The following is a 25,107-nucleotide window of genomic DNA, read 5'->3' as shown; positions in this document are numbered from 1 at the left end:
TCATGAGCTGGGCATTTTATTTATCGGCGCTGGTGGCATTGCTGGCAACGTTTCGCGTGATCAGCAATCGCAACCCGATGCACGCGTTGTTGTACCTGATTGTTTCACTGCTTTCGGTGGCGATGGTGTTTTTCTCCCTAGGCGCTGAATTTGCAGGAGCCATCCAGATAATTGTCTACGCGGGTGCCATTTTGGTGCTGTTTGTCTTTGTGGTGATGATGCTTAACTTAGGCTCAGCGCCAAAGCAAGAGCAGCAGTGGTTAACGCCTCGGGTGTGGGCAGGGCCAGCGCTACTTTCTGCGTTATTGTTTGCGGTATTGGCCTTTGCGTTAATGGGCGTGTCGGCGGGCGGGGCTGGTTTACAAGATGTGCCGTCAAAAGCTGTCGGTATTGCGCTGTTTGGCCCTTACGTTTTAGGGGTAGAACTCGCCTCGTTATTACTGCTGGCCGGTATGGTATCGGCTTACCATCTTGGCCGCGAAAACAAACCGGAAAATCATAAGGCACAAGGAGATAAGCGATGAATGCTGTCAGTGCTATTCCTATGGAGCATGGATTGTTGTTGGCAGCAGCGCTGTTTGCGCTGGGCCTGACAGGCGTGATGATCCGGCGTAACTTGCTGTTTATCTTGATGAGCCTTGAGATCATGATGAGTGCGGCAGGCTTGGCCTTTGTGGTGGCGGGAAGTCACTGGGGACAAGCCGATGGCCAAGTCATGTATATCTTCATCGTGACGCTGGCGGCGGCAGAAGCCAGTATCGGGTTGGCGTTGTTGCTGCAGATGTACCGGCGGCACCACACCTTAGACGTGGACGTTGTGAGTGAGATGCACGGATGAGCCTACTCTTTTTGACGATTTTGCTGCCACTGCTCGGTTACCTGCTGCTGGCATTCTCGGCTGGGCGCTGGAGTGAAAACACCAGTGCGTTGATTGGTGTGGGAAGCGTGGGTTTATCGGCGTTGCTCACTGCTTATATTGGTTATGACTTTTTAGTTCTGCATCCGCAAAACACCTACACTCAGCCACTATGGACGTGGATGGCGGTGGGAGATTTGCAGGTTAACTTATCCTTATATCTGGATGGGTTATCGCTGACCATGCTGTCGGTAGTCACCGGCGTTGGCTTTTTTATCCACCTGTTTGCCTCGTGGTACATGCGCGGTGAAGAAGGCTATTCACGCTTTTTTGCGTATACCAACCTGTTTATCGCCAGCATGCTGTTCTTAGTGCTGGGTAATGATTTGTTGTTTGTTTATTTAGGCTGGGAAGGCGTGGGGCTGTGTAGCTATTTGCTGATTGGTTTTTATTACCAGCAGTCTAAAAATGGCGCCGCCGCAATGAAAGCCTTTATTGTCACGCGCGTGGGCGATGTGTTCCTCGCTATCGGGTTGTTTATTTTATATCAGCAGCTCGGTACGTTGAATATCCAAACGATTTTAACGTTAGCGCCTGAGAAAATGGCCGCAGGCTCTTGGCCGGTGACGTTGGCGGCCTTGATGTTACTGGGCGGTGCGGTAGGTAAATCGGCGCAATTGCCGTTACAAACTTGGTTGGCGGATGCGATGGCCGGTCCAACACCGGTATCGGCGCTGATCCATGCGGCGACCATGGTGACCGCAGGGGTGTACCTGATTGCTAGGACCCATGTGATTTTTACTTTGGCGCCGGATGTTTTGTATCTAGTGGGCTTTATCGGTGCAGTGACCTTGTTACTGTCCGGTTTTGCCGCGTTGGTGCAGACCGATATCAAGCGCATTTTAGCCTATTCCACCATGAGCCAGATTGGTTATATGTTTCTGGCGCTTGGCGTCAGTGCGTGGGATGCGGCTATTTTCCACTTGATGACCCACGCCTTCTTTAAAGCCTTGCTGTTCTTGTCGGCGGGGGCGGTGATTGTGGCCTGTCATCATGAGCAGAACATTTTCCGCATGGGCGGTTTACGTAAATCGCTACCGTTAGTGTATGTCTGCTTTTTGATTGGCGGTGGCGCACTGTCAGCCTTACCGTTTATTACTGCGGGTTTTTACAGTAAAGATGAGATTTTGTGGCAGGCGCTGGCATCTGGGCATCCCGAATTGCTGGCGGCGGGGTTAGTGGGCGCTGTGTTGACATCCATTTATACCTTCCGTCTGATTTTTGTGGTGTTTCATGGCCCTGTGCAAACGCAGGCGCATGCCGGTCATGGATTGGCGTATAGCGTGCCGTTGGTGGTGTTGGCCCTGTTATCGACCTTTATCGGCGCATTAATTGTACCGCCATTACACGGGGTATTACCTGCGGGTGCTGAGGGGGAATTATCGGCCAAGCATTATCTGGAGTTGATATCCGGCCTGATTTCTATCGGTGGGATCTTGATTGCTGCGTGGTTGTTCTTGGGTGAGCGGCGCTGGGTATCGCGGATGGCACAAACCGCCGGTGGTAAAACACTGGTGCAGATCTGGCTGCATGCATGGGGCTTTGATTGGTTGTATGACAAGGTGTTTGTCCAACCGTATCTATGGCTGACGCGTTTGTTAGGTGGCGATCCGTTTAACCGAACCTTGAATATTGTCGCCAGTGCGGTGCGTCAGGCGAACCGACTGGTGGTGTTTACTGAGACCGGACAATTGCGCTGGTATGCAACGTCCGTGGGATTCGGTGCGCTGTTCATTTTGGCGTTGCTGGTGTTGTTTTAATTAGAATGGATTCTCTCAGCTATGACACTACTGTGGCTTATTCTTATCCCCTTTGCTGGCGGATTTCTTTGCTGGCTGACTGAGCGGGATCAATCCAGAGTTCCGCGCTGGATTGCGCTGGCGTCGATGACGCTGGTTTTGGGGTTGGCATTACAATTGTGGTTCAGTGGTGATTATTCGCTGCCACAAACGGCCGGCTCTCCACAATGGCGGTTGGAATTTCAAATGCCGTGGATCCCGCAATTAGGGATCTCCTTTCATCTGGCCCTCGATGGCCTATCACTCTTGATGGTGATCCTGACCGGTTTGCTTGGGGTGTTGGCTATTTTATGTTCATGGCGTGAGATTCAGCGTCATCTGGGCTTTTTCCATCTGAATTTGCTGTGGATCCTCGGTGGCGTGATCGGGGTGTTTTTGGCCGTCGATCTGTTTTTGTTCTTCTTTTTCTGGGAAATGATGTTGGTGCCGATGTATTTCCTGATTGCGCTTTGGGGACACAAAGCGTCTGACGGGAAAACGCGGATCACGGCGGCAACCAAGTTTTTTATCTATACCCAAGCAAGTGGCTTGCTGATGCTGGTGGCTATTTTGGCACTGGTGTTTGTGCATTATTCGGCCACTGGCATGTTGACCTTTAACTATGCCGATTTACTCAATACGCCGATGAGCAAGAGCGTCGAGTTTGTGTTGATGCTCGGCTTCTTCATTGCTTTTGCCGTCAAGATGCCGGTAGTGCCATTGCATGGCTGGTTACCTGATGCGCACAGTCAGGCTCCGACCGCGGGCTCGGTCGATTTAGCGGGGATTTTATTGAAAACCGCCGCCTACGGCTTACTGCGCTTTGGGATCCCGTTATTTCCAGAAGCCTCCATTGAATTTGCTCCGGTGGCGATGGCGCTGGGGATTGTCGGGATTTTCTACGGCGCGCTATTGGCTTTTGCACAGACCGATATCAAGCGGTTGGTGGCATACACCAGTATTTCTCACATGGGATTTGTGTTGATTGCGATTTATTCGGGCAGTCAGCAAGCACTGCAAGGGGCGGTGGTGCAGATGATTGCGCACGGCTTATCGGCGGCGGGGATGTTTATTCTGTGTGGTCAGCTGTATGAGCGCTTGCATACCCGGGATATGCGTCAGATGGGCGGCTTGTGGGGGCGGATTAAGTTCTTGCCTGCGATATCGCTGTTTTTTGCGGCGGCGTCGTTGGGGCTACCGGGAACCGGTAACTTTGTCGGTGAGTTTTTGATCTTACTGGGCACGTTCCAGTTGTTACCAAAAGTGGCGGTAGTGGCAACGTTTGGTTTGGTGTTAGCCTCGGTCTATTCCTTGATTATGGTGCAACGCGCCTTTTTCGGGCCAGCCAAAGAAGCGTCAACATTACCGGCGATGAGTTCACGCGAGTTGTTTATTGTCCTGCTGCTGGCGGTATTACTGGTATTGCTGGGCGTGTATCCTCAACCGATTTTGGATACCACGAATACCGTGATGCTGAGTGTGCAGCAGTGGTTTGTGCCTTTGTCTCTGAGTAAGGTGTAAGAATATGGCATTGTCATTACAGTCGTTAGTCGCCGAGTTGCCATTGATTATTACCGGTCTCACCGTGGTGTTATTGATGTTGCTGATTGCATGGCAACGTCATCACTTGCTGGTTGCCACAGTGTCTGTGGTGGGGCTAAATCTGGCATTGTTATCGCTGTTTATTTGTGCGCAAGTGATCCCGGTGCAGGTAACGACACTTTTACAGGTGGATGGCTATACCCTGTTTTTCTCCGCATTGGTGCTAATTGCTACCTTGGCCTGTTGCACGTTTGCTTACTTGTGGCTGCAAGATTATCCCGACAATCGAGAAGAGTTTTACCTGCTGCTGTTAATTGGCTGTTGTGGTGGCTTGGTCTTGGCGGGGGCGCGGCATCTGGCGGCACTGTTTATTGGTATCGAGTTGATGTCGGTGCCGCTATTTGGCCTGATTGGTTATGCCTATCGACAAAAACGCTCTCTTGAAGCCAGTATCAAATACATGGTGCTGTCTGCGGCGGCGTCGGCGTTTATTTTGTTTGGCATGGCATTGTTGTACGCCGAGACCGGAACCTTGGTCTTCGGTGAAATCGGCGCTCTGCTGCAAAACAAAGAGCTCTTTATGCCGGTGTTGCTGGCCGGGCTTGGCATGATGGTGGTTGGCTTTGGTTTTAAGCTCTCTTTAGCGCCGTTTCATCTGTGGACGCCAGATGTGTATGAAGGGGCGCCGGCTCCGGTGGCAACGTTTATCGCGACCGCCAGCAAAGTGGCGATTTTTGCCGTACTGGTGCGGTTTTTACTGACCACACCAGTAGCCGACAACGGCGTGTTGCAGCAAGTCCTGGGTGTGTTGGCGGTATTGTCTATCTTGTTCGGTAACTTGTTGGCGTTGAACCAGAACAATATCAAGCGACTGCTCGGTTACTCCTCGATTGCGCACTTTGGTTATGTGCTGGTGGCGTTGATTGCTGCTGATACGCTGCGTCTGCCCCAAGAGGCCGTTAGCGTGTATTTGGTTGCGTACATGTTCACGGCACTGGGTGCGTTTGGCGTAGTGAGTTTAATGTCGAGCCCTTACAAAGGGCGCGATGTGGATTCTTTGTATAGCTATCGAGGTTTGTTTTGGCATCGTCCGGTACTCGCTGCAGTGTTAACCGTGATGATGTTGGCTTTGGCTGGTATTCCTTTGACGCTGGGCTTTATCGGTAAGTTTTATGTGATTGCGGCCGGTGTGCAGTCTGAGTTGTGGGGATTAACGTTGGCGGTGGTGCTGGGTAGTGCCATAGGTTTGTACTATTACTTGCGCGTGATGGTAGCGTTATATCTGGCGCCGCAAGTGCAGCGCGTGCGTGATATTCAGGATAACTGGGCGCGTACTGCCGGCGGGGTGGTGCTGTTGCTGTCAGCCGCATTGGTACTGTTGTTGGGGGTGTACCCACAACCGCTGTTATCGCTGGTTGCTATGGTACGGATTTTACCGCTGCTGTAATTGCTATCTTGCGCGGTAAGCAAGTGCCTATGCAGGCATGTTAAAAACACTAAGCGCCCCAGAAGGGGGCGCTTAGTGTTTATCCGGTATCCTTGCTCTTCGTGCTATCACATTAAACTGATTAGCGACTGCGTTTCTCAACCATGACGGTGAGCGGCTGTCTTCCCAGAGTTTAAACGGCTTACAGTTTAAATTGACCCACTTCTTGTTGCAGCTGACGGGTCAGAGTCGCCAGCTGCTCCGCTTGGGTTGCCGAGTGCTGCGCTTCTTGCGCCAACATAGCGGAGACTTCACGGATGGATTCCGTATTGGTGTTGATCTCTGCTGTTACCGAGGTTTGTTCTTCTGCCGCAGTAGCAATATGGCTCGCCATGTCGGAGATTTTGGTAATGGCACCGCCAATGGATTGCAGATTCTCACTGGCCAAATCGGCATCATGAACGCTGGTATTCGCTAACTCATGGCTGGTGGTCATGGTGCTCACCGCCCGGTTGGTGGTGTTTTGCAGCGTTTCAATCATGGTTTGAATTTCTTGAGTAGAGGCATGAGTGCGCTGCGACAGAACGCGCACTTCATCAGCCACGACCGCAAAGCCACGACCTTGTTCGCCAGCACGCGCTGCTTCGATGGCCGCATTCAACGCCAACAAATTGGTCTGCTCTGCAATTCCCGTAATGGTAGCCAAAATCGAGCTAATGGCATGCGCATGCTGATTCAGCTCGCTAATGATTTGACTAGCACTGGCGACCTCGGCAGCCAGATCGCGAATTGAGCTTTGGCTTTGTTGAACTTGCGTTTGGCCTTGTTGACACAGAGATACCGCATTTTGCGATGTGTGGGCGGTTTCCTCGGCATGGTTAGCGATCTCTTGGGTGGCGCTGGCCATCTCGGTGACGGCTGTGGCGACCATGGTGATTTCGTCTTGCTGGGTAGAGATGGCCACATTGTTGCTATTGGCAATATTAAAGGCCGCACTGGACTGATTTGTCAGCTCATCGGAGATCTGACTCAAGCGGCTGACCATGGCGTGCAAACGCTCAGTAAAGCGGTTAAATCCGGCGGCGAGCACCCCGATTTCATCGTGTGGATGTTGAGTATTGATGCGAACGGTGAGATCGCCTTCACCTTCCGAAATGTCATTAAGAGCGGTAGCAACGCGTTCGAGATCTTTAAATTGGCTACGGAAAAAGATCACGAGGAAAATACTAAAGACGATCAAAATGCCCAATGCGATCGCGCTTTGCAATAAGATCAAATTATTGGCATGAGCGAGAATGGCGTCTTTATCCATAATATAAATCATGGACCAGTCAGTTTTTTTAATCGGGGTGGCATAAATCAATTTTTCATCATCGCCGAGCATCAGTGTGGTGAGAGCATGCGTGCTGTCGAGTTGATGAATATAATCCGGGGTAAAGACGCTGCTGATGGCGTTGATATTCTTCTGCCACATCTCTTTTTGCGGGTGGGCCACGATAGAGCCATCGTTGCTGACTAAAATGGCATAGCCATTACCCGGCACGTCCATGTTAATCACTTCGTCGACCAGCTGCTGCAAAGATAAATCTGCGCCCACGACGCCAATAATTTGACCATTTTCTTTTACTGGCTCCGCCATGGTGACAACCATAACTTGCTGGGTAGCGCTGATGTAAGGCGCGGTGGTGGTCAGTTGTCCTGCGCTGATGGCAGATTTATACCAAGGGCGTTCACGCGGATCGTAACCGGCACGGTTTAACGACGGGTCTTGGCGGTACATCTTGCCATCGGCGGTGCCGTAGTAGGTCAGGCTGAAGTTAGCGGCTTGATGGGTTTGCAGTAATGCGGGAACCATATCGGCGGGCGGCGTTTTCTCCAGATGGTACTTTAAGGCGGACAGCGCATTTTGCCGATCGGCTATCCAATCGGTGACACTTTGTGAGTAGGTTTTTCCCAGACGGTTCACTTCGATATAGGCATTGTTTAGAGCATCGTCTGTTACCGTTTTGTTGGAGATCAGCGATAAAGATAACGCGGTAATAATAACTGCAGCGAGACTGCAAATAAGCAGCCTCGCTTTAAGCGAAAGGCGCATAATATACTCCGTTATGTATAGGGTTATTTTCCGTAAAACGGCGGGCAGGAATAATATGGGCAGTGTAAGTAATTAAGCGGGTTTTATCTTTGAATAGGATCACAAGAAATAGGCCCGTGTGGGCTGTTTGCTTTACTATCAAAATGGCCTTAATGGAGTATTTATACATGAAATAGTCAAAGGTGCGTCATTTAAATGGCAGGGTGATTTGTTTTTGACGCTCTGGATGGTTTTTGCTGAAGTAAATAGCGTGATGGTGGCGCAAGCATTTGATGCCCTGTGTTTCATATTCTGAGATTGAGGCGTGTTGTGATATCTGCTGCGTGAATGATTGGCTTTCTATCAGTATCACCTGTTTTTATTGTATTTGTTCTGTTTCTGCTTGGTTTGATTATCCCTCTGTATATTTTTATCGGAGTTTATTAATTACATGGGATGTATATTTTGAATAACATACGAGTGAATATTAACAACAGCAACAATAATAACGCGTAAATAAACGTTTAAGCTCTTATTTTTTTAAGCGCCGATCTTCCATTTTCTTCAATGCCATATCACACAGCTTATCGGCTGCATTTAATTCGCTGAGAACCAAATGGGCATCTTCGATTTGTTGCTGCAGTTGGATGCGTTTATCTTCGATGAGATTTTGCATGCTGCGGATTTGCGCGCGGTTATCCCGCTCTGAGTCGTACCAATCAAACAAAATTTTGATTTCCGCGAGGGTAAAACCAAGGCGCTTGCCACGCAGGATCAGCTGCAGACGGATGCGATCTTGTTTGCCATAAATACGGGTATTGCCTTTGCGCCGAGGCGACAGCAGGCCTTCATCCTCATAAAAACGGATGCTGCGGGTAGTGATCTCAAACTCATTAGCCAGTTCGGAGATACTGTAGTGGATGGAGTCCGGCATAACCTGCGATCCTTGCAAGATAAACGGTTGCTTTATAGATAAACGAGATCTCCCTTTATTTCAACGAATTGCGCGAAATAGCGGTAAATTTGTGTCGGTTATCTCACCGCTTGCTTGTGACGCTGGTCATACAAAAAGGCACGAATCGGTTCAGGAAGAGTGGAGATGCGCAGGTTCGAGGGGGAAGAGTCAGGGGCCGCTCTGCCAGAACAATAGGCAGAGCGGAGCGCCGCAGATTAGGCTTGGATTCCGGACATGGCTAATTCATATTCCGGATTGTCCGTTTTTGGCACTGGACGTGCGCGACCTTCAGGGTCAACGGCTACATAGGTGAAGGTGGCTTCGGTGACGCAATAACGCTGGCCGATAGGCTCGCTGGCCACTTTTTTCACCCAGACTTCCATGCGCACTTTCATGGAGCTGTTACCGACATGGACGGCTTTACCATAGCAGCACACGACATCGCCAACAGCGACCGGCTTGAGGAAGGTAATACCATCAACAGCGACGGTAACCACTCGTCCGTGAGCAATTTCTTTCGCCAAAATGGCACCACCAATATCCATTTGGGACATGATCCAGCCACCGAAGATATCGCCGTTTGGATTGGTATCTGCTGGCATGGCAAGGGTGCGCAGCAATAAGATGCCTTCAGGTTTGCGAGGTTGTTCAGTCATACAGAGATCTCAAATGCTAACGGGCAGGCCCGGACATCAGCAAAGACCTCCACAAGGGAGGTCTTTTATTCAGGTTAATGGGTAATTATCGCTTACAACGGCGTGGCTGACTACGGCTGCTTATCGTTGGAGGCCGAATTGTCAGATTGTTCTGTCTGCGGAATATGGCGGTAGATATAGACTCCGCTGAGGAGGGTAAAGGCCAGTGTCAGCAGTAACAGGCCAAACACTTTGAAGTTAACCCAGACCGATAACGGCAGATAGAACGCCACATAGATGTTGACCAGTCCGCAGGTGGTAAAGAATAACGCCCACGCCAGATTCAACTTCTTCCAAATGGCGTCAGGCAGGGTAATTTCCTTGCCAAACATGCGTTGTACCAGTGTTGTTTTGGTCATCCACTGGCTGATCAGTAATGCAACCGCAAACAAGGCGTATACGGCGGTAACCTTCCATTTGATGAATACCGGATCATGCAAGACCATGGTCAAGCCGCCAAACACGGTGACGAGGCCAAACGTAATCAGCTGCATCTTTTCCACTTTACGCAGCAAGAACCATGTCAGGATAATCTGCACGGCGGTTGCAACAATCAGCGCACCCGTGGCGGCGTAGATGTCATAAAGTTTATAGACCGCAAAAAAGACGATCAGAGGAATGAAATCTAACAGCTGCTTCATTAAATCCGTCTCTTGGTTGTAATGGAGGGCAAACTATACTCCATGATGTGGGGCAAGATAAATCCGTGTCAGGGATAAATTGCCCTTAATTGTTCGATGTCGGGCTGATGAACGCACCTGACTTACTTATCGAGCTTATCGAGCGCGCGAATCAGTACGGAGGTGTCGCAGCGGCCATAGCCGGCGTCTTGCAGTGCGGCATACGCGTGGTCTACTTGACGGGTGATCGGCAGCTGGCTTTGATTACGCGCGGCTTCGTCAAAACAAATGGCCAAGTCTTTACGCATCCAGTCGATAGCAAAACCAAAATTAAACTGATTGGCGGCCATGGTGGCGGCGCGGTTTTCCATCTGCCAAGAGCCGGCGGCGCCCAATTTAATCACATCGCGCACTTGCTCGACATCTAAGCCGGCATTTTGCGCAAAACGCACGCCTTCGGATAATCCGGCCAGTACACCTGCGATGCAGATTTGGTTGACCATTTTGCACAGCTGACCACTGCCGGCAGGACCCATCAGTGTCACGGCTTTGCCATAGGCGGTCATCACTTGCTGTGCGGGCGCAAAATGATTGGCGTCACCACCACACATGATAGTCAGCGCGCCATTTTCAGCGCCAGCTTGGCCGCCAGAGACTGGCGCATCGATGAAAATCAGCTGATGAGCGGTGGCGTATTCGGCCAGCTCACGGGCTAAATCTGCCGAGGCGGTAGTGTGGTCAATTAAGGTTGCACCGGTTTTGGCGCCGGCAAAAATACCGTCGTCACCGAAATAGACGGAGCGAACATCCTGATCGTTGCCCACACAGGTCATGATAAAATCGGCATCTTGCGCGGCTTCGCGTGGTGTGGCAGCCGCTTTACCACCGTGCTCAGCGACCCATTGCGCAGCTTTAGCTGCGGTACGGTTATACACGGTCACCTGATGTCCGGCTTTTAATAAATGAGCGGCCATTGGGTATCCCATTACGCCCAGCCCGATAAAACTCACGTTTGCCATGCTATCAACTCCTTGTGTGTTTTCTGGTGTATTCGCATTATGAGGGGAGTAGGGTATACAACACCAGCATCGATCAGCTTTTTGAGGAAAACGTTTTGCAGGCACCGAAAGCGAAAAAAATCCCCTGTACCCACGTCAAACATGGTGAAGTCCGCCATGATCCCTATTACTGGATGCGAGAGTTGGACACCTCACCCGCGGTGATGGTGCACATTGAGGCGGAAAATGCGTATTGTGCGCATGTGATGTCGACGACGGCGACGCTACAGACGCAGATTGCTCATGAGATCCGCAGTCGGATCCGCGAAGAGTGGTGCTCGGTGCCAGTGAGCGATGGGCCTTACCAATATTATTCGCGTTACACCCAAGGGGCGGAGTATCCGCTGTTTTGTCGTCGTCAAGGTGAGCATGGCGCTGAGGAAGTGTGTCTCAATGAACCTGAGTATGCGCAGGACAAAGCCTATTTTGATGTGGCCGGTGTTGAGGTGAGCCCCGATCATCGGTTGCTATTATGGGCAGCCGATGAGCAAGGGGATGAGCAGTTTTCCCTGCATTTACGTGACTTGACGTTAGAGGCGGATTTACCGCTGACGCTGGCGGCATGCTCTGGCAGTTTCTGCTGGTTTAATGATAATCGACATTTTGTCTATATCCGTTTAGATGAGCAAAACCGGCCGCTTTCGGCGTGGCGCCACCGTTTAGGAACCACACAAGCTGAAGATGTGTGCTTGTTGGATTTGCCAGATGGCGATCTGTTTTTATCGGTTGAGCGCACGCGCGACAACCAATATCTGATTATTACAGCCGGTGGTTCGAGTTGCAGCCAGTGCTGGTATTTGCCGGCGGATAATCCGCAGGCGCAGCCGCAGTTGGTGAGCCCACTGCGCGAAGGCGTGGAGTATTACGTTGACCACCGCCTTGGCGAGTTTTGGCTGTTGACCAACGATGAGCACCCGAATTTCCGAATTGCTCGTACTGCGGTTGCCACCCCATCGGCGGAGCATTGGCAGACGGTGATCGCGGGCAGTGATGAGCGGCTGCTGGATAGTGTCTCTTGCTTTGCTGGGTTTGTGGCTTATAGCGCGGTACGTGAAGGCTTAAGTGCGTTGTATGTCTGGTTTGAGGATCGGCCCGAGCAGCAATTGCAGTTTGCCGATGCGGCTTGGGAGTGCGGGTTTGGCTCCAATCCTGATTTTATGACTCGCCGTTTGCGTTATAGCTACTCGACACTCGTACAGCCAGTGGCTATCTCGGAATACGATGTGGATAGCGGTGAGACGACCTTGTTACAGCAATATCCTTTGCCGGGATTTGATCCGCAGCAGTATGAGATCTTGCGTTTGTGGGCCACTGGTCATGATGGGGTGAAAATTCCCCTGACCATGGTGAAGCCAACGCGTGTAACTGGGGCGGCGCCACTGGTGCTGTGCGGTTATGGTGCGTATGGCGAAGTGGATGACTTGGGGCTGGCACGTAGCTGGTTGCCATTGCTGGAGCGCGGCATGATTTGTGTGCAAGCACACGTGCGCGGTTCGGCGACGTTGGGGCGTGATTGGTATGAGCAAGGTAAACTTGCCCATAAACAAAACAGTTTCCGCGATCTGATTGCCTGCACCGAATACCTGATTGCACAAGGCTACACCCGCGCAGGGATGGTCGGTATTTCAGGTGGTAGCGCGGGTGGTTTGTTGGTGGCGGCGGCGTTGAATTTGCGCCCAGAGCTGTTTGGGGCAGTGGTGGCAGCTGTGCCGTTTGTCGATACGTTGACTACCATGCTGGACCCTTCTTTACCGCTGACCTGCTTGGAATATGATGAGTGGGGCTGTCCAGAAGAGGAGGAAGCGTATCAGTGGATCCGCGCCTATTCCCCGTATGACAATCTGCAGCCGAATGATTTTCCTCCGGTTTTGGCTACGGCTGGACTGCACGATACGCGCGTAACCTATTGGGAGCCGTTAAAGTGGATTGCCAAGCTGCGCGATATGCAGCAGGGCAACGCGCCGCTGTTGTGTCGCACCGAAACCGAAGCGGGGCACGGTGGAGCATCGGGTCGCTATGGCTGGATTGAGGAAGTGGCCTTGATTGATGCGTTTTTAATTCGCTTTTTGCAGGCCAAGACCGAACCGCAAGTTTCAGGCGCGTAATTCGTAAACGTAATGGCGACAGTATTTATGGCCGCTTGATTCGCTGATAACGCGCTCAACGGCAGATAAATAAAGCACGGTAATGTAGCGGAGGACGTGAGCGATCTGTGCTGGGATCTGCTAACGTAACTTTATAGGGCGGAGTAAATATTGCGCTATTGCTATTAAAGTAAAGTTGCTGAGCGCGTGGGTATAGCTTAGGCGTGGCAGGCTACTGCATTTATACAAGGAGTGTCACCGATGTTCCGTAAGGTCATGGCTCGCTGGTTTCCCGGCTTGGCCGCATTAGGCCAGTATCAAAAGGAGTGGTTACGCACGGACATCCTTTCCGGCATCTCGGTGGCGGCGGTTGCGTTGCCGGTCGCTATTGCGTATTCCAGTTTGGTCGGGGTTCCGGCGGCGGCAGGGCTTTATTCTTGTATTTTGCCGATGCTGGCGTATGCCGTGTTTGGTTCATCCCGCCAGCTGATTGTGGGGCCGGATGCGGCAACGTGCGCAGTGGTGGCGGCGACAGTCGCGCCTCTGGCGATGGGTGATAGCGAGCGTTATTGGCAGTTGGTGGTCATGATGACGGTGATGACCGGCATCTGGTGTTTGATTGCCAGCCGTTTTCGCTTAGGGATGTTGGCCGATTTTCTTTCGCGTCCGATTTTGGCCGGCTTACTCAACGGCGTGGCGGTAACCATTATCGTCGGTCAGTTCAGTAAAGTGTTTGGTTTTACCTATGAGCAGCGCGGTTTGATTGAGCGGGTACTGGCTGGGGCGCAGTATTTGCAGCATTCACATGTGGTGACGACTGCGCTCAGTATCCTAACGTTAGCGACCATTTTGGTGTGCCGGCGTTTGCGCCCACGGTGGCCTAATGCGCTGGTGGCGATGATTGTTGCGGCAGCGGCGGTTTGGTTGCTCAATTTGGGGCAGCAGGGTGTTGCGACCATTGGTTATGTGCAGGCCGGATTGCCGGTTGTGCAATGGCCGGTGTTTCCACCTGAGTTACTGCGCAATATGGTGATGCCGGCCCTGAACTTGGCGGTGGTCAGTTTTGTCAGCATGATGCTGACAGCGCGCAGTTTTGCTGCTCGTAATGGCTATGATATCGATGCCGATCAGGAGTTTCGCGCGCTCGGTATTATCAATTTGGCGTCGGCGTTTTCCCAAGGCTTTGCGATTAGTGGCGCAAGTTCGCGTACCGCAGTTAATGATGCCAATGGCGGTAAATCGCAGTTGGTGTCGATTGTCGCGGCGTTGATGATTGCGTTTGTGATGTTTTTCCTGACCAATCCTTTGCAGTATGTGCCCACCGCCGCTCTGGGCGTGGTGCTGATTTACTCCTCGTTTTATCTGATGGATCTGCGTGGGTTATGGGCGCTGCGTAAGCGCAATAAAGGCGCGTTTGGTCTGGCGGTGTTTACTTTTATCAGCGTACTGGTGATTGGCGTGATCCCCGGCATCATGATGGCGGTATTGCTGGCATTAGCGCAGTTTATGAAAACGGTGTTTCGTCCGACCGAACAGCAATTGGGCCTTGATAGCAATGGGCTGGTGCGTTCGCGCGGTAACGGTAATGGGATCCGACCGCTGCCAGAGGTATTAATGTACCGTTTCAATTCACCGCTCACCTACTTTAATGCGCCTTATTTTAAAAAGCGGGTGCTGGAGCTGGTGGATGAGGCCGAAGAGCCGGTGCGTTGGGTGGTGGTGGATGCGGTCTCTAGCTTTACTCACGCGGATGTTAGTGTCATGGCGGTGTTGGAAGAGCTGAAAAATGAACTGCGTAAGCGGCGTACTCGTTTAGTCATGGCAGGGCGTACGACGGAAATCTCGCGTTGGATTAAAAACTCCGATTTGCAAAGTGGCGATGATGGCATGGTGCTGGTACCGGATATTTATCTGGCGGTACGGCTAGTACAAAGTGCGCAGTGTGTGGAGTGTTCACTGGATGGTGGTGGTACGGCGTAATCTGATTACTGCATGTAGGATTTGTGTGTAGAGAGGGAATAGAGATCACCTCTTCGTCCGCTCAAATATCCCCGAATATCCCGAGAACAAAAACGCAAAACGGCAGATTTCTCTGCCGTTTTTTGATGCAATGCCGTTTTATCGAGGCACTTGCTCGTGCTAGCGATTGATTATTACTCCACGCTTGGTGTGCTGGTTTGCTCCTGTTGTGGAGCTAATTTCAGCATATACAGACGGAACAGGAAAATCAGCATCAGGGCGCTGGTCAGGTTGTAGACCACGCTTACCAGCAGAGCAAACAATGATGGATACAGGTTCAGCGCATTATCAATCAGCCCCAAAATGTAGACCGATGGCAGACGCAAACCTAGGTAGATAAACAAATAGCCTTGTAAGACCAAACGCATCCACGGTGTCGCACCGGCCCAGCTTGCTTTCATGGCATCTAGCATGTGCAAACGTTCGCTAACTAAAAAGCAAGGGGCGAAAGACAGACGGATCGCCACATAAATCCCTGGCAGGATCAGCGCTAAAAAGCCGACAAAGGTCGCGAGTCCAGATAATACTTCCAGCCCTAACATCGAGAAATAGAGCGGCACACCGGCTTTCAGTGCGGTCATGGTGTTAGCTTGAAAACCACGGGAGCTTAGCAATACCAGACTCAGCAGACTGACGCTAAACAGCGGAGTGGTCAGGATGTTCAGCAAAGTTTGTGTGCGCATGCTTTGCATCATGATCTGGTCTTGCGACAGTTCGATGGAGTCTGGAGTTCCTATCATCAGGTATTCTGCCAGAACCACAATCACAGCAACGATCAGTGAAAGCAGCAGCACCGTATTCAGGTGATTACGGATAAAGTTAGCGCTGTCGCGTAATAAAGTTTGAGCGGTGATAGGCATGAAGTCTCCCCACAGTTCATGCAAGATTCTGTTTCGGGGGCTGATTGTAGCGGGTAGCAGCCCTCAAATGAAAGGGCTGCAGTGTGGTAATCGGTGTTTGTTCGCTGATGTGGGCTAATTCTGCTGAAAATTTCAGTCTTAGATTAAGGCTCAGGCCGGTTCAGCCTCCGGTAGAGACGGTTGCCAAACGGGAACCGGTAAGGGCGGTAAACCATGTGCGGCGCGGGCTTTATCGCAGTCAGGGTTGTGGACGCCGTTTTCACCGGACATGGCAAATTGCCGACAGGTGCTGGAGCGTTGATGATACATACTGCAACTGACCGACTCGCCAATCTGACCGGTTAACGCCACACAGCGCGCCGGGCGTTGACCGGTGCCCTGCATGCAAACCAGATGCGGGGTCACTTGTTCAGTGAGATGTTCAGGTACTAAACCACCGCCTTCGGTAGTTTCGCCCCAGTAGAAAGAAACGCGGAAATAGGCGCAGCACGCGCCGCAGCTGACACAGGGATTTAACTCATCACTCATGATTGCACACAAACTTCACTGTTATGGAGCAGACCACCACGCCTTTCGTATGCCTCAATGCTCATTTCTATGAGCGGGCGGGCGAAAGGGGTGTTTTCAACGAACTAATTCACTGCTGCGTTTTATAGCGCGGCGGCTACCGCTCTTCAAGAGGGGGCAATAAATATCGCTGTAAATCAGTGCGATGACGGGATGTAGCTCGTAAGTATGCGTTTAACTGCCGCGGCAGCGGTGTGAAATAGGGCATGGTGAGAGCTGATGCGCTCAATCCTCTGGATGTGGAAAAAACAGGCCGGTGGCGCCGACCTGTTATCGGGGATTGGGGTTACGCCCGGTTATGCTGCGAATTAGCCGCGCTGAGTGGCCGCTTTCATGGCCTGAACAAACGCATGCAAGTGTTGCAGCATCTGCTCTGGCTGGGTTTGGTACTGTTCGATGATTTTCACCACCGCTGAGCCGGAAATAGCGCCTGCCGCGCCGGCATCCAGTGCTGCTTTGACTTGAGCTGGCTCTGCAATTCCAAAGCCGAGCAGGGCTGGCGGCGCATTATGATCGCGAAGCTGCGCCATAATGTGCTCCAGTGGCATCACGGCTTTTTGCTCAGCACCGGTTACGCCGGCGCGCGAGAGCAGATAGGTATAGCCTTGTGAGCTCGCAGCCACACTTTGCACGGTGGCACTGTTCGCATTCGGTGGGCAGATGAAGATAGTTTCGATGCCGTGCACTTGCGCCGCCACACGAAACGGCAGTGATTCTTCAACGGGCACATCGGCAATTAACACGGAGTCTACGCCGCTTTGTACACACGCAGCGTAAAACGCATCAATGCCGCGGGCATAGACCAAATTGGCGTACATCAGCAGCCCAATGGGGATTTTGGGATGGCGAGCGCGGATTTCGCTCAGCATGGCGAAGCACTGAGTTGGCGTGATGCCAGATTGCAATGCGCGCAAATTGGCACCTTGAATGGTGGGGCCATCAGCAGACGGATCCGAGAACGGAAAGCCCAGCTCTAGAGCATCGGCACCAGCTGCAATTAAGGTGTCGATAATGGCCAGAGACTGTTCACGGTTGGGGTCGCCCAGCGTAACAAAGGGGACAAACGCGCCTTCATGGCGTTCGGCCAGTGTCTGAAACAGTGTTTGATAACGGCTCATTGCATCACCCCGCGCGCTTGCAAGATCTTGTGAACAGTAAAAATATCTTTGTCGCCACGACCGGAAAGGTTAACCACCAGCAATTGCTCTTGCTGCGGATTTTCGCGCGCCATTTTCAGGGCATGCGCCAGTGCATGTGAGGATTCCAGCGCGGCAATGATCCCTTCGTGACGGGCAATTTCTTGGAATGCGTCTAACGCTTCGTCATCGGTGATCGAAACATAATCCGCACGGCCAATGCTATTCAGGTGTGCATGCTGCGGGCCCACAGAGGGGAAATCGAGACCGGCAGAGATGGAGTAGGACTCTTCAATTTGTCCTTCTGCGTCTTGCATTATGGGGCTTTTCATCCCAAAGAAGATCCCCACTTTGCCATGCTTGAGTGGCGCACCATGTTGGCCGCTCGCAATGCCGAGTCCACCAGGCTCGACACCGATGAGGCGCACGGAGGTTTCATCAATAAAGTCCGCGAACATGCCGATGGCGTTGGAGCCTCCGCCGACACAGGCGATCACGGCATCTGGCAGTCGGCCTTCTTTTTCCATAATTTGGCGCTTGGTTTCTTCACCAATCATGCGCTGAAATTCACGCACAATGGTGGGGAAGGGATGCGGGCCTGCTGCCGTGCCCAATAAGTAGTGGGCGGTGGCATAGCTGGCAGACCAATCACGCATTGCTTCGCTGCAAGCATCTTTTAAGGTTGCCGAGCCTGAGGTGACCGGGATCACCTCTGCGCCCATCAGTCGCATGCGAAACACATTCGGCGATTGACGCTCCACATCTTTCGCGCCCATGTAGATGCGGCATTTGAGTCCGAGCAGCGCGCAGGCCAGCGCGGTGGCGACGCCGTGTTGCCCAGCACCGGTTTCTGCGATGATCTCGGTTTTGCCCATGCGACGCGCCAGCAGCGCTTGTCCCAATACTTGGTTGGTTTTGTGCGCGCCGCCGTGCAGTAAATCTTCGCGCTTGAGGTATAGCTTAGTGCGCGTGCCGGCGGTGAGATTACGGCACAGGGTCAAGGCGGTCGGGCGTCCGGCGTAGTTGACCAACAGGTCGTGCAGTTCAGCTTGAAACGCAGGATCTTGGCGAGCCTCAATGAACGCTTCTTCCAGCTGCTGCAAGACAGGGATCAAAATCTGGGGGACGAACATCCCGCCAAATTCACCAAAATACGGATTAAGCTTGGTCATGCTGAAACTCCCTGCTGACGTAAACGTGAGAAAACGGTACTGATTTTGTCCTGACTTTTGATCCCCGGCGCACTTTCTAAGCCGGAGTTAAAATCGAGGCCGACGGCACCTAAGTGCTGCGCTGATTCGGCGTTATCGGGGTTTAGACCACCGGCGAGCAACACGTTATCGAGCGGTAATCCTTCTAATAACGCCCAGTTAAAGGTGCGCCCGGTGCCGCCGAACTGGCCTTGTGCTTCGCTGTCGAGCACATAGCGATCGACATCCGGCAGATCCAGTTTAGGGACGTGCTCGCCCACGGGCAGTGCTTTCCAAATTTGGCACTGGGTTGGTAATGTTTGCCGTAAGGCGTGGATATACGCCGCATCCTCACTGCCGTGGAGTTGCACCGCATGTAAACCTAGGCGCTCAACGGTCAGTGCGATGGTTTCTGGTTTGGCGTTGCGAAACACGCCAACGTATTGCAGCGGTGCGGCGGCTTGAATGGTTTTTGCTGTGGCAATATCCACATAGCGCGGCGATTTGCCAACAAAGATCAGCCCGCCGTAGTAAGCGCCGGCTTGATAGGCGGCCAGGGCATCTTCAGGGCGCGTCAAACCACAAACTTTGTTTTCCCCCAGCAGCACGCGGCGCACCGCTTGATTCAAATCAGGCTCGGCCATCAGGGCGCTACCAATCAAAAAGCCATGTGCGACTTGCCCGAGTTGACGGATCTGGCGATGTTGGTGGATACCGGATTCGCTGATCACCAGCACATCTGGTGGTAACATGGCGGCTAATTCAACCGTGCGCGAGGTATCAATGCTCAAATCCCGCAGATTGCGGTTATTGATGCCAACTACTCGCGCCCCGAGAGTCACCGCTCGTTCAGCTTCTTCTCGATTGCTCACTTCAGTCAGCACGCCCATGTGCAGGCGATCGGCCACCGCGTGCAGTGTGCGGTAGGTTTCATCATCGAGCACAGACAGCATCAGTAAGATGGCATCGGCTTGATGATGGCGTGCCAGATAAATCTGATATGGGTCAATGATGAAATCTTTGCACAACACGGGCTGGCGCACTTCTTGTCTGACTTGCGGTAAAAACGAAAAGCTGCCCTGAAAGTATTTTTCGTCAGTCAGTACCGAAATGACCGAAGCATAAGGTGCGTAGATCCGAGCAATCGCTGCGGGATCAAAATCAGCGCGGATCAGCCCCTTAGAGGGGGAGGCTTTCTTGCATTCCAAAATAAATGCCGGTCGGTTTTGGCGTAGCGCCGCATAAAAATCCCGATCGCTGGGGTGAATATCCAGAATAAAGCTTTCCAATGGCTGCGCGCTTTTTTGCTGCGCAATCCAATGGTGTTTGTCGGCGACAATGCGACTTAATACAGTCTCTTTCATCCTTAACCTCGGGCTGCAAGAAGTTGAACTTTGCGCAGGGCCTGATCTCCGGCCAGCACAGCTAATGCCTGTTCTGCATTGTGCTTGAGATCCTCGTGCCCGAATAGCCGCAGCAGTAAGGCAACGTTAGCTGCTACGGCATGACGTTGTGCGGTAGTGCCTTGTCCTTGCAGTAATTGCGTGAGAATGCGCGCATTTTCACCCGCATCGCCACCGCGTAAGCTTTCCAGTGGCGCGGCGGTTAAACCAAAATCGTCCGGCGTTAAGGTATAGCTGTGGATATCACCGTCGCGCAGCTCAGCTACTTGGGTAGGGCCGTGCAGTGCCACTTCATCTAGGCCGCTACCGTGGACGACCGCGGCGCGCGTAAAGCCCAATTCGCGCAGTGTTTCGGCAATCGGTAACAGCAGCTCTGGCGAATAGACACCCATCAACTCCAACGGCGGACGCGCAGGATTAATCAAGGGGCCGAGCACATTAAAGATGGTGCGCGTTTTTAGCTGCTGGCGCACCGGCATGGCGTGGCGCACGCCGCCGTGGTATTGCGGCGCGAATAAAAAGCACACGCCTAAGTCATTCATGGCTGCGCGCGCTTGCTCGGCCGGTAAGTCGATGCGAATACCCAGAGCACTTAATACATCGGAAGAGCCGGTTAAGCTCGATACGCTGCGATTGCCATGTTTGGCAATGCGAACATCACAGCAGGCGGCAACAAATGCACTGGCGGTGGAGATATTGATGCTGCCACTGCCATCGCCGCCAGTGCCGACGATATCGGCAAACAGATAATCTGGGCGTGGGAACGGCTGGGCATGGGCCAGCAGCGCTGAAGCCGCGCCGGCGATCTCTTGCGGGGTCTCGCCACGCATTTTCAATGCGATCAAGACTGCAGCCAGCAATTCTGGCGGCATAGCGCCTTGAATAATGCTGTCAAACAGAGTGTGGCTTTCGTCGCGCGTTAAGCTGTCGCGGCGGAATAATTTGTCCAGAATGGCTTGCATCGTCTATTCCTTCTTCGAGCAGTTCCGTATTCGGTCGGTGTCGTGATTCGGGCTGTTGAGCCAGCCTCAAGCTGTTGGGATGGCGCTCTTGGCGCTGGCCCAACGCAGTGCATTCGCCAGCAAGACAGCACCTTGTGTGGTGAGAATCGACTCTGGATGGAACTGGAAACCACAGACGCGATCGCTATCTTGGCGAATGGCCATTGGGATCCCTTGATATTCCGCGCAGACCGTCAGTGTGCTCGGTAGATTGCTACCGGCTAGCGAGTGGTAACGGGCCACGGGCAGTGGTTGTGGCAGGCCGGCGAACATGGCTTGCCCATCATGGCTAATAGCGGAGGCTTTACCGTGAATAATCTCACCGGCCGTGCTGACGGTGCCGCCATAAGATTCGATCAGGGCTTGATGGCCAAGGCAGATGCCAATAATCGGTACTTGCCCTTTGATATCTGCAATCAAGGCTGGCATGCAGCCCGCCGCACTCGGTGCGCCTGGCCCTGGCGAGAGCACTAAGACGGCGCTCGATTGCTGGTTTAGCTCACGTAATTGCGCGGCGATATGCTTGGCATCGACACTGTTACGAAATACGGTGACCGGGCATCCGAGCAAGCGGAATTGGTCGACCAAGTTATAGGTGAACGAGTCAAAGTTATCGAGTAGCACGACATGCGGCATCGCAGCGGTATTGACGTTGGACATCATGGTGCCGGATACAGTGGCCGATGAATTTAGCATGATGATGCCTCCTGTACGTTGGTTTGCCCGAGCAATGCCGCTTGGCTCTGAGGCACGGATTCGTGCAGCGTAAATTGGTGAGCGCGGGCGATAGCACTGATCACCGCTTGTGCCTTAGCGCGGGTTTCGTCGGCTTCGGCTTGTGGTACCGAGTCGTACACCACACCGGCACCGGCTTGCACACAGGCGATACCATTTTCGACGTAGGCTGAGCGGATCACGATGCAAGTATCCAGATCGCCTTGGCCATTCATGTAACCTACTGCGCCACCGTAGCTGCCACGGCGAGTTTGTTCGGTTTGATAAATCAGCTGCATCGCGCGAATTTTGGGCGCGCCGGTCAGGGTGCCCATGTTCATGCTGGCTTGATAGGCGTGCAGGGCATCAAGATCACTACGCAGAGTGCCAACAACGCGTGAGACTAAATGCATGACGTGGGAATAGCGGTCGACGTGCAGCAGATCGGCCACATAGCGGCTACCCGGCTCGCTGATCCGGGCAACGTCATTGCGCGCCAAGTCGACCAGCATCATGTGCTCGGCTAGCTCTTTTTTATCCAACCGTAAATCCAGCTCCAGTCGGCTATCCAGATCGCGGTCTATGTCGCCCTGTACAGTTTTACCGCGAGGACGGGTGCCGGCGATGGGGTAGATTTCGACTTGGCGTGTATCGGCGCTGAACTTCAAGGCACTTTCCGGAGATGCCCCGAATAGCGTGAACAGCGGATCTTGCAGGTAAAACATGTATGGGCTGGGGTTACTGCGCTTGAGTTCGCGGTAAGCCGCTAACGGGTGTGGGCACGGCAAGCTGAAACGGCGAGACGGCACCACCTGAAAAATATCGCCGCACAAAATATGCTGCTTCAGCGTTTGCACGGTGGTACAAAATTCCGCATCCGATTGGCTAAGGTGCAAGTGGGCGATGCTCGCTTCTGGTGCCTGCGCCGGCGCTGGCAAGTGGTGCAGTTGTTGGTTGAGCTGCAATAAGCGGTCACTTAAGCGCTGCTGCTCATGCTGGCAGTGCGCAAATAAAGACGCCTGCAGGTGCGCTTGGCGGTGCTGGTGGTCGATGATCAGCAACGTTTCGGCCACATAAAGGCAAAAATCAGGGCATTGCTGCTGGCTTCCCACCTCGGGCATTGGCTCGAATTGGGCCGCTAAATCGTAGGCGAACAGTCCACCGATAAACAGGGCATGCGGGTGCTGAGGGTCAAAACTCAAGCCGTGCAGTAACGCGCGCACACTGTCAAATACTGACAAACTTTTCAGCCGTGAATCTTCATCTTGCGCCGTCGCAGAGTGGGCGGCTCCTGCGGGAAAGCGTAGTGTTAACGCAGCAGACTCACGCAGGGCATCTACGCTGTCTGGTAGCTTGTGTTGCAACACATCCAGCAGGCGGCGTCCGTTATCACTGTGCGCCTGCACGTTGACCTGATTCCCTTGGCAAGCGATCCGCAATGCGGCATCAATCAGCAGCAAACTTTTCAGGTTTTCCTTGCTATCAATTTCAGCTGAATCCAGCAGTAAGCAGGCCGCTTGTTCGGCGCACAGAGCCTGAAAAATCAGGGTGGGATCCTGATGATACGGAACATCGCGCTGTAAAATCTGAATCAGTGAGGCCATATCGTTTTATTCCTTTAATACTTCTGTTATCTCGTGGCGCGTATAAACACGCATAAAAAAACCCGCAAAGTGCGGGCTTGATGGTGTGACGAGCTGAGTTAACCTCAGGTACGTGCCACAACGCTGCCCGCATAGGTATCACGCCACCAACCTGCCAGAGGCAGAGTGCAGATAGTTGTGTGGTAGTGGCGGACGAACAGCGTTGACATAACAGACTCCTCATTGGTCACAGCAGCAAGAGTGGGTGTGGTGCCGGGTGTGTTACACGGTTATTCGGCATGCCAAACTTGCTTGGCTTGTGTACTATTAAGCTGATACGAGTGGGTGTTGTCAATCCCTTATTGTGAGTTTTTATTATAAAAACGCTGCGATGGTGTTAGTGACGGGTTGTTTTACTGTTTGGCTGCGTGATGTGTCACAACCTCAGGGGTAACGAATATCCGTTTGCATTGCACCGTTTGAACATCATTTTGTTTGGGCGGCGAGTAAGGGATGTGTGTTATAAGGCTGCTGTTAATTTTTTGGAAAACGGAAATGAGTCATGACCGACAACGCAGAACGCGGCGTAGAGCAGGGTGCAGAACAGAGCGCAGGACAGAACTTAGTGCCTTTGTTTGATTTACACAGCCACAGTCAGGCTTCTGATGGCAGTTTATCGCCGGAAGAATTGGTCCTACGGGCAGCCGAGCAAGGCGTTACCGTGTTGGCGTTGACTGATCATGATACGGTGGGCGGGTTAGACGCGGCCCATCACGCCATTGTGCAGCATGCGCTTGCGCTGCGTTTGATTAATGGCATTGAGATATCCACCTGTTGGGAAAATATCGAAATTCATATTGTGGGTTTGGGCATTGCGCCAACGCATCCTGAATTGCAGCAATTGATTGGCGAGCAGCAGCAAAAACGTACCGAACGCTCGGAAGAGATGGCGCGCCGTTTGGAAAAACACCGCATTCCTGATGCCTTGGCAGGTGCGCGCAAATATGTGCAACGCGGCAGTGCAATTACTCGAGCCCACTTTGCCCGTTACCTGATGGAACTGGGCGTAGCGTCCACCATGCAAGGTGTGTTTAAGAAATATCTGGCAAAAGGGAAAATAGGATATGTTCCCCCGCAATGGTGTACAATAAATCAAGCAATTAGCGTGATTCACGCTGCCGGCGGACAGGCCGTGCTGGCTCATCCGGGGCGCTATGGTTTATCGGCAAAATGGCTGCGAAAATTGTTAGAGACATTTTCGCAAGCCGGCGGTGATGCCATGGAAATTGCACAGTGCCAGCAGGCCCCGCAGGAGCGGGCTCAACTGGCGGCGTATGCAAGAGAATTTAATCTGCTGGTTTCACAGGGATCTGATTTCCATCAGCCTTGTTCGTGGATCGAGCTGGGGCGGAAATTGTGGCTACCAGCAGACTGCACGCCGGTGTGGCATCAGTGGCCTGACCCTGACACACGGCAGGAGGAATAA

21 protein-coding genes are annotated in these 25,107 nt (G+C 52.6%); 8 read left to right on the top strand and 13 right to left on the bottom strand.

Features of this window, described 5'->3' with window-relative positions; all coding sequences use genetic code 11:
• Window positions 1-2: 2 nt before the first annotated feature.
• The 5 genes from nuoJ to nuoN are packed head-to-tail and all read left to right on the top strand — an operon-like array spanning window position 3 to window position 5,683.
• On the top strand, window positions 3-524 hold the full coding sequence (gene nuoJ, locus NCTC9997_RS09425; RefSeq protein WP_010863966.1) for an NADH-quinone oxidoreductase subunit J: 522 nt from the start codon (window positions 3-5) through the stop codon (window positions 522-524).
• The gene (gene nuoK / locus NCTC9997_RS09420; RefSeq protein ID WP_010863965.1) at window positions 521-838 is read left to right on the top strand and encodes an NADH-quinone oxidoreductase subunit NuoK; all 318 of its coding nucleotides are present in this window, start codon (window positions 521-523) and stop codon (window positions 836-838) included. The genes nuoJ and nuoK overlap by 4 nt, the downstream gene beginning before the upstream one ends.
• The gene (gene nuoL, locus NCTC9997_RS09415) at window positions 835-2,676 is read left to right on the top strand and encodes an NADH-quinone oxidoreductase subunit L (RefSeq protein WP_064977943.1); all 1,842 of its coding nucleotides are present in this window, start codon (window positions 835-837) and stop codon (window positions 2,674-2,676) included. The genes nuoK and nuoL overlap by 4 nt, the downstream gene beginning before the upstream one ends.
• Before the next feature lie 21 nt (window positions 2,677-2,697).
• Window positions 2,698-4,215: an NADH-quinone oxidoreductase subunit M gene (nuoM, locus tag NCTC9997_RS09410; protein WP_064977942.1), complete on the top strand. Its 1,518-nt coding sequence runs from the start codon at window positions 2,698-2,700 to the stop codon at window positions 4,213-4,215.
• A 4-nt stretch (window positions 4,216-4,219) separates the two neighbouring features.
• The gene (gene nuoN / locus NCTC9997_RS09405) at window positions 4,220-5,683 is read left to right on the top strand and encodes an NADH-quinone oxidoreductase subunit NuoN (protein ID WP_064977941.1); all 1,464 of its coding nucleotides are present in this window, start codon (window positions 4,220-4,222) and stop codon (window positions 5,681-5,683) included.
• Between the two features lie 181 nt (window positions 5,684-5,864).
• Here nuoN and NCTC9997_RS09400 read toward each other — a convergent pair whose 3' ends face one another.
• The 5 genes from NCTC9997_RS09400 to NCTC9997_RS09380 form a co-directional block, all read right to left on the bottom strand.
• Entirely contained in the window at window positions 5,865-7,757 is a 1,893-nt protein-coding gene (locus NCTC9997_RS09400) for a methyl-accepting chemotaxis protein (RefSeq protein WP_064977940.1), read from the bottom strand.
• Between the two features lie 511 nt (window positions 7,758-8,268).
• Entirely contained in the window at window positions 8,269-8,670 is a 402-nt protein-coding gene (locus NCTC9997_RS09395; RefSeq protein WP_010863960.1) for a MerR family transcriptional regulator, read from the bottom strand.
• A 236-nt stretch (window positions 8,671-8,906) separates the two neighbouring features.
• A complete protein-coding gene (yciA, locus tag NCTC9997_RS09390) occupies window positions 8,907-9,347 on the bottom strand; it encodes an acyl-CoA thioester hydrolase YciA (RefSeq protein ID WP_010863959.1) in 441 nt (146 codons plus the stop codon).
• Window positions 9,348-9,457: 110 nt separating this feature from the next.
• Window positions 9,458-10,027: a septation protein A gene (locus tag NCTC9997_RS09385; protein ID WP_064977939.1), complete on the bottom strand. Its 570-nt coding sequence runs from the start codon at window positions 10,025-10,027 to the stop codon at window positions 9,458-9,460.
• 122 nt (window positions 10,028-10,149) lie between these two features.
• A complete protein-coding gene (locus NCTC9997_RS09380; RefSeq protein WP_064977938.1) occupies window positions 10,150-11,025 on the bottom strand; it encodes an NAD(P)-dependent oxidoreductase in 876 nt (291 codons plus the stop codon).
• A 95-nt stretch (window positions 11,026-11,120) separates the two neighbouring features.
• On the opposite strand from NCTC9997_RS09380, the gene NCTC9997_RS09375 reads away from it, so the two are divergent.
• A complete protein-coding gene (locus tag NCTC9997_RS09375; RefSeq protein WP_167550137.1) occupies window positions 11,121-13,169 on the top strand; it encodes a S9 family peptidase in 2,049 nt (682 codons plus the stop codon).
• Between the two features lie 240 nt (window positions 13,170-13,409).
• Window positions 13,410-15,128 carry a SulP family inorganic anion transporter gene (locus tag NCTC9997_RS09370; protein WP_064977937.1) on the top strand — a complete coding sequence of 573 codons (1,719 nt, stop codon included), beginning with the start codon at window positions 13,410-13,412 and terminating at the stop codon, window positions 15,126-15,128.
• A gap of 173 nt (window positions 15,129-15,301) precedes the next feature.
• On the opposite strand, the gene NCTC9997_RS09365 is transcribed toward NCTC9997_RS09370, so the two are convergent.
• From NCTC9997_RS09365 to NCTC9997_RS09330, 8 genes are all read right to left on the bottom strand, one after another.
• The gene (locus NCTC9997_RS09365; RefSeq protein WP_064977936.1) at window positions 15,302-16,027 is read right to left on the bottom strand and encodes a YciC family protein; all 726 of its coding nucleotides are present in this window, start codon (window positions 16,025-16,027) and stop codon (window positions 15,302-15,304) included.
• A 150-nt stretch (window positions 16,028-16,177) separates the two neighbouring features.
• On the bottom strand, window positions 16,178-16,555 hold the full coding sequence (locus NCTC9997_RS09360) for a YkgJ family cysteine cluster protein (protein ID WP_010863953.1): 378 nt from the start codon (window positions 16,553-16,555) through the stop codon (window positions 16,178-16,180).
• A gap of 347 nt (window positions 16,556-16,902) precedes the next feature.
• The gene (gene trpA, locus NCTC9997_RS09355) at window positions 16,903-17,712 is read right to left on the bottom strand and encodes a tryptophan synthase subunit alpha (protein ID WP_064977935.1); all 810 of its coding nucleotides are present in this window, start codon (window positions 17,710-17,712) and stop codon (window positions 16,903-16,905) included.
• Window positions 17,709-18,902 (bottom strand): tryptophan synthase subunit beta, encoded by a 1,194-nt coding sequence (gene trpB / locus NCTC9997_RS09350; protein ID WP_064977934.1) that lies wholly within the window; start codon window positions 18,900-18,902, stop codon window positions 17,709-17,711. The genes trpA and trpB overlap by 4 nt, the downstream gene beginning before the upstream one ends.
• A complete protein-coding gene (gene trpCF, locus NCTC9997_RS09345; protein ID WP_064977933.1) occupies window positions 18,899-20,284 on the bottom strand; it encodes a bifunctional indole-3-glycerol-phosphate synthase TrpC/phosphoribosylanthranilate isomerase TrpF in 1,386 nt (461 codons plus the stop codon). The genes trpB and trpCF overlap by 4 nt, the downstream gene beginning before the upstream one ends.
• Window positions 20,285-20,286: 2 nt before the next feature.
• Window positions 20,287-21,285 carry an anthranilate phosphoribosyltransferase gene (gene trpD, locus NCTC9997_RS09340; protein ID WP_064977932.1) on the bottom strand — a complete coding sequence of 333 codons (999 nt, stop codon included), beginning with the start codon at window positions 21,283-21,285 and terminating at the stop codon, window positions 20,287-20,289.
• 66 nt (window positions 21,286-21,351) lie between these two features.
• Complete coding sequence (locus NCTC9997_RS09335; protein ID WP_064978489.1) at window positions 21,352-21,960, bottom strand: aminodeoxychorismate/anthranilate synthase component II; 609 nt, start codon at window positions 21,958-21,960, stop codon at window positions 21,352-21,354.
• A gap of 53 nt (window positions 21,961-22,013) precedes the next feature.
• Complete coding sequence (locus NCTC9997_RS09330) at window positions 22,014-23,642, bottom strand: anthranilate synthase component 1 (RefSeq protein WP_064977931.1); 1,629 nt, start codon at window positions 23,640-23,642, stop codon at window positions 22,014-22,016.
• Window positions 23,643-24,183: 541 nt separating this feature from the next.
• Between NCTC9997_RS09330 and rnm the strand changes: the two genes are divergently transcribed.
• Window positions 24,184-25,107 carry an RNase RNM gene (gene rnm / locus NCTC9997_RS09325; protein ID WP_082935536.1) on the top strand — a complete coding sequence of 308 codons (924 nt, stop codon included), beginning with the start codon at window positions 24,184-24,186 and terminating at the stop codon, window positions 25,105-25,107.

The sequence above is a fragment of the Plesiomonas shigelloides genome (assembly GCF_900087055.1).
Taxonomy (GTDB): domain Bacteria; phylum Pseudomonadota; class Gammaproteobacteria; order Enterobacterales; family CAMTGL01; genus Plesiomonas; species Plesiomonas shigelloides.
Note: the sequence above shows the minus strand (reverse complement) of the source record. Positions and strands in the feature narration are given on the sequence as shown.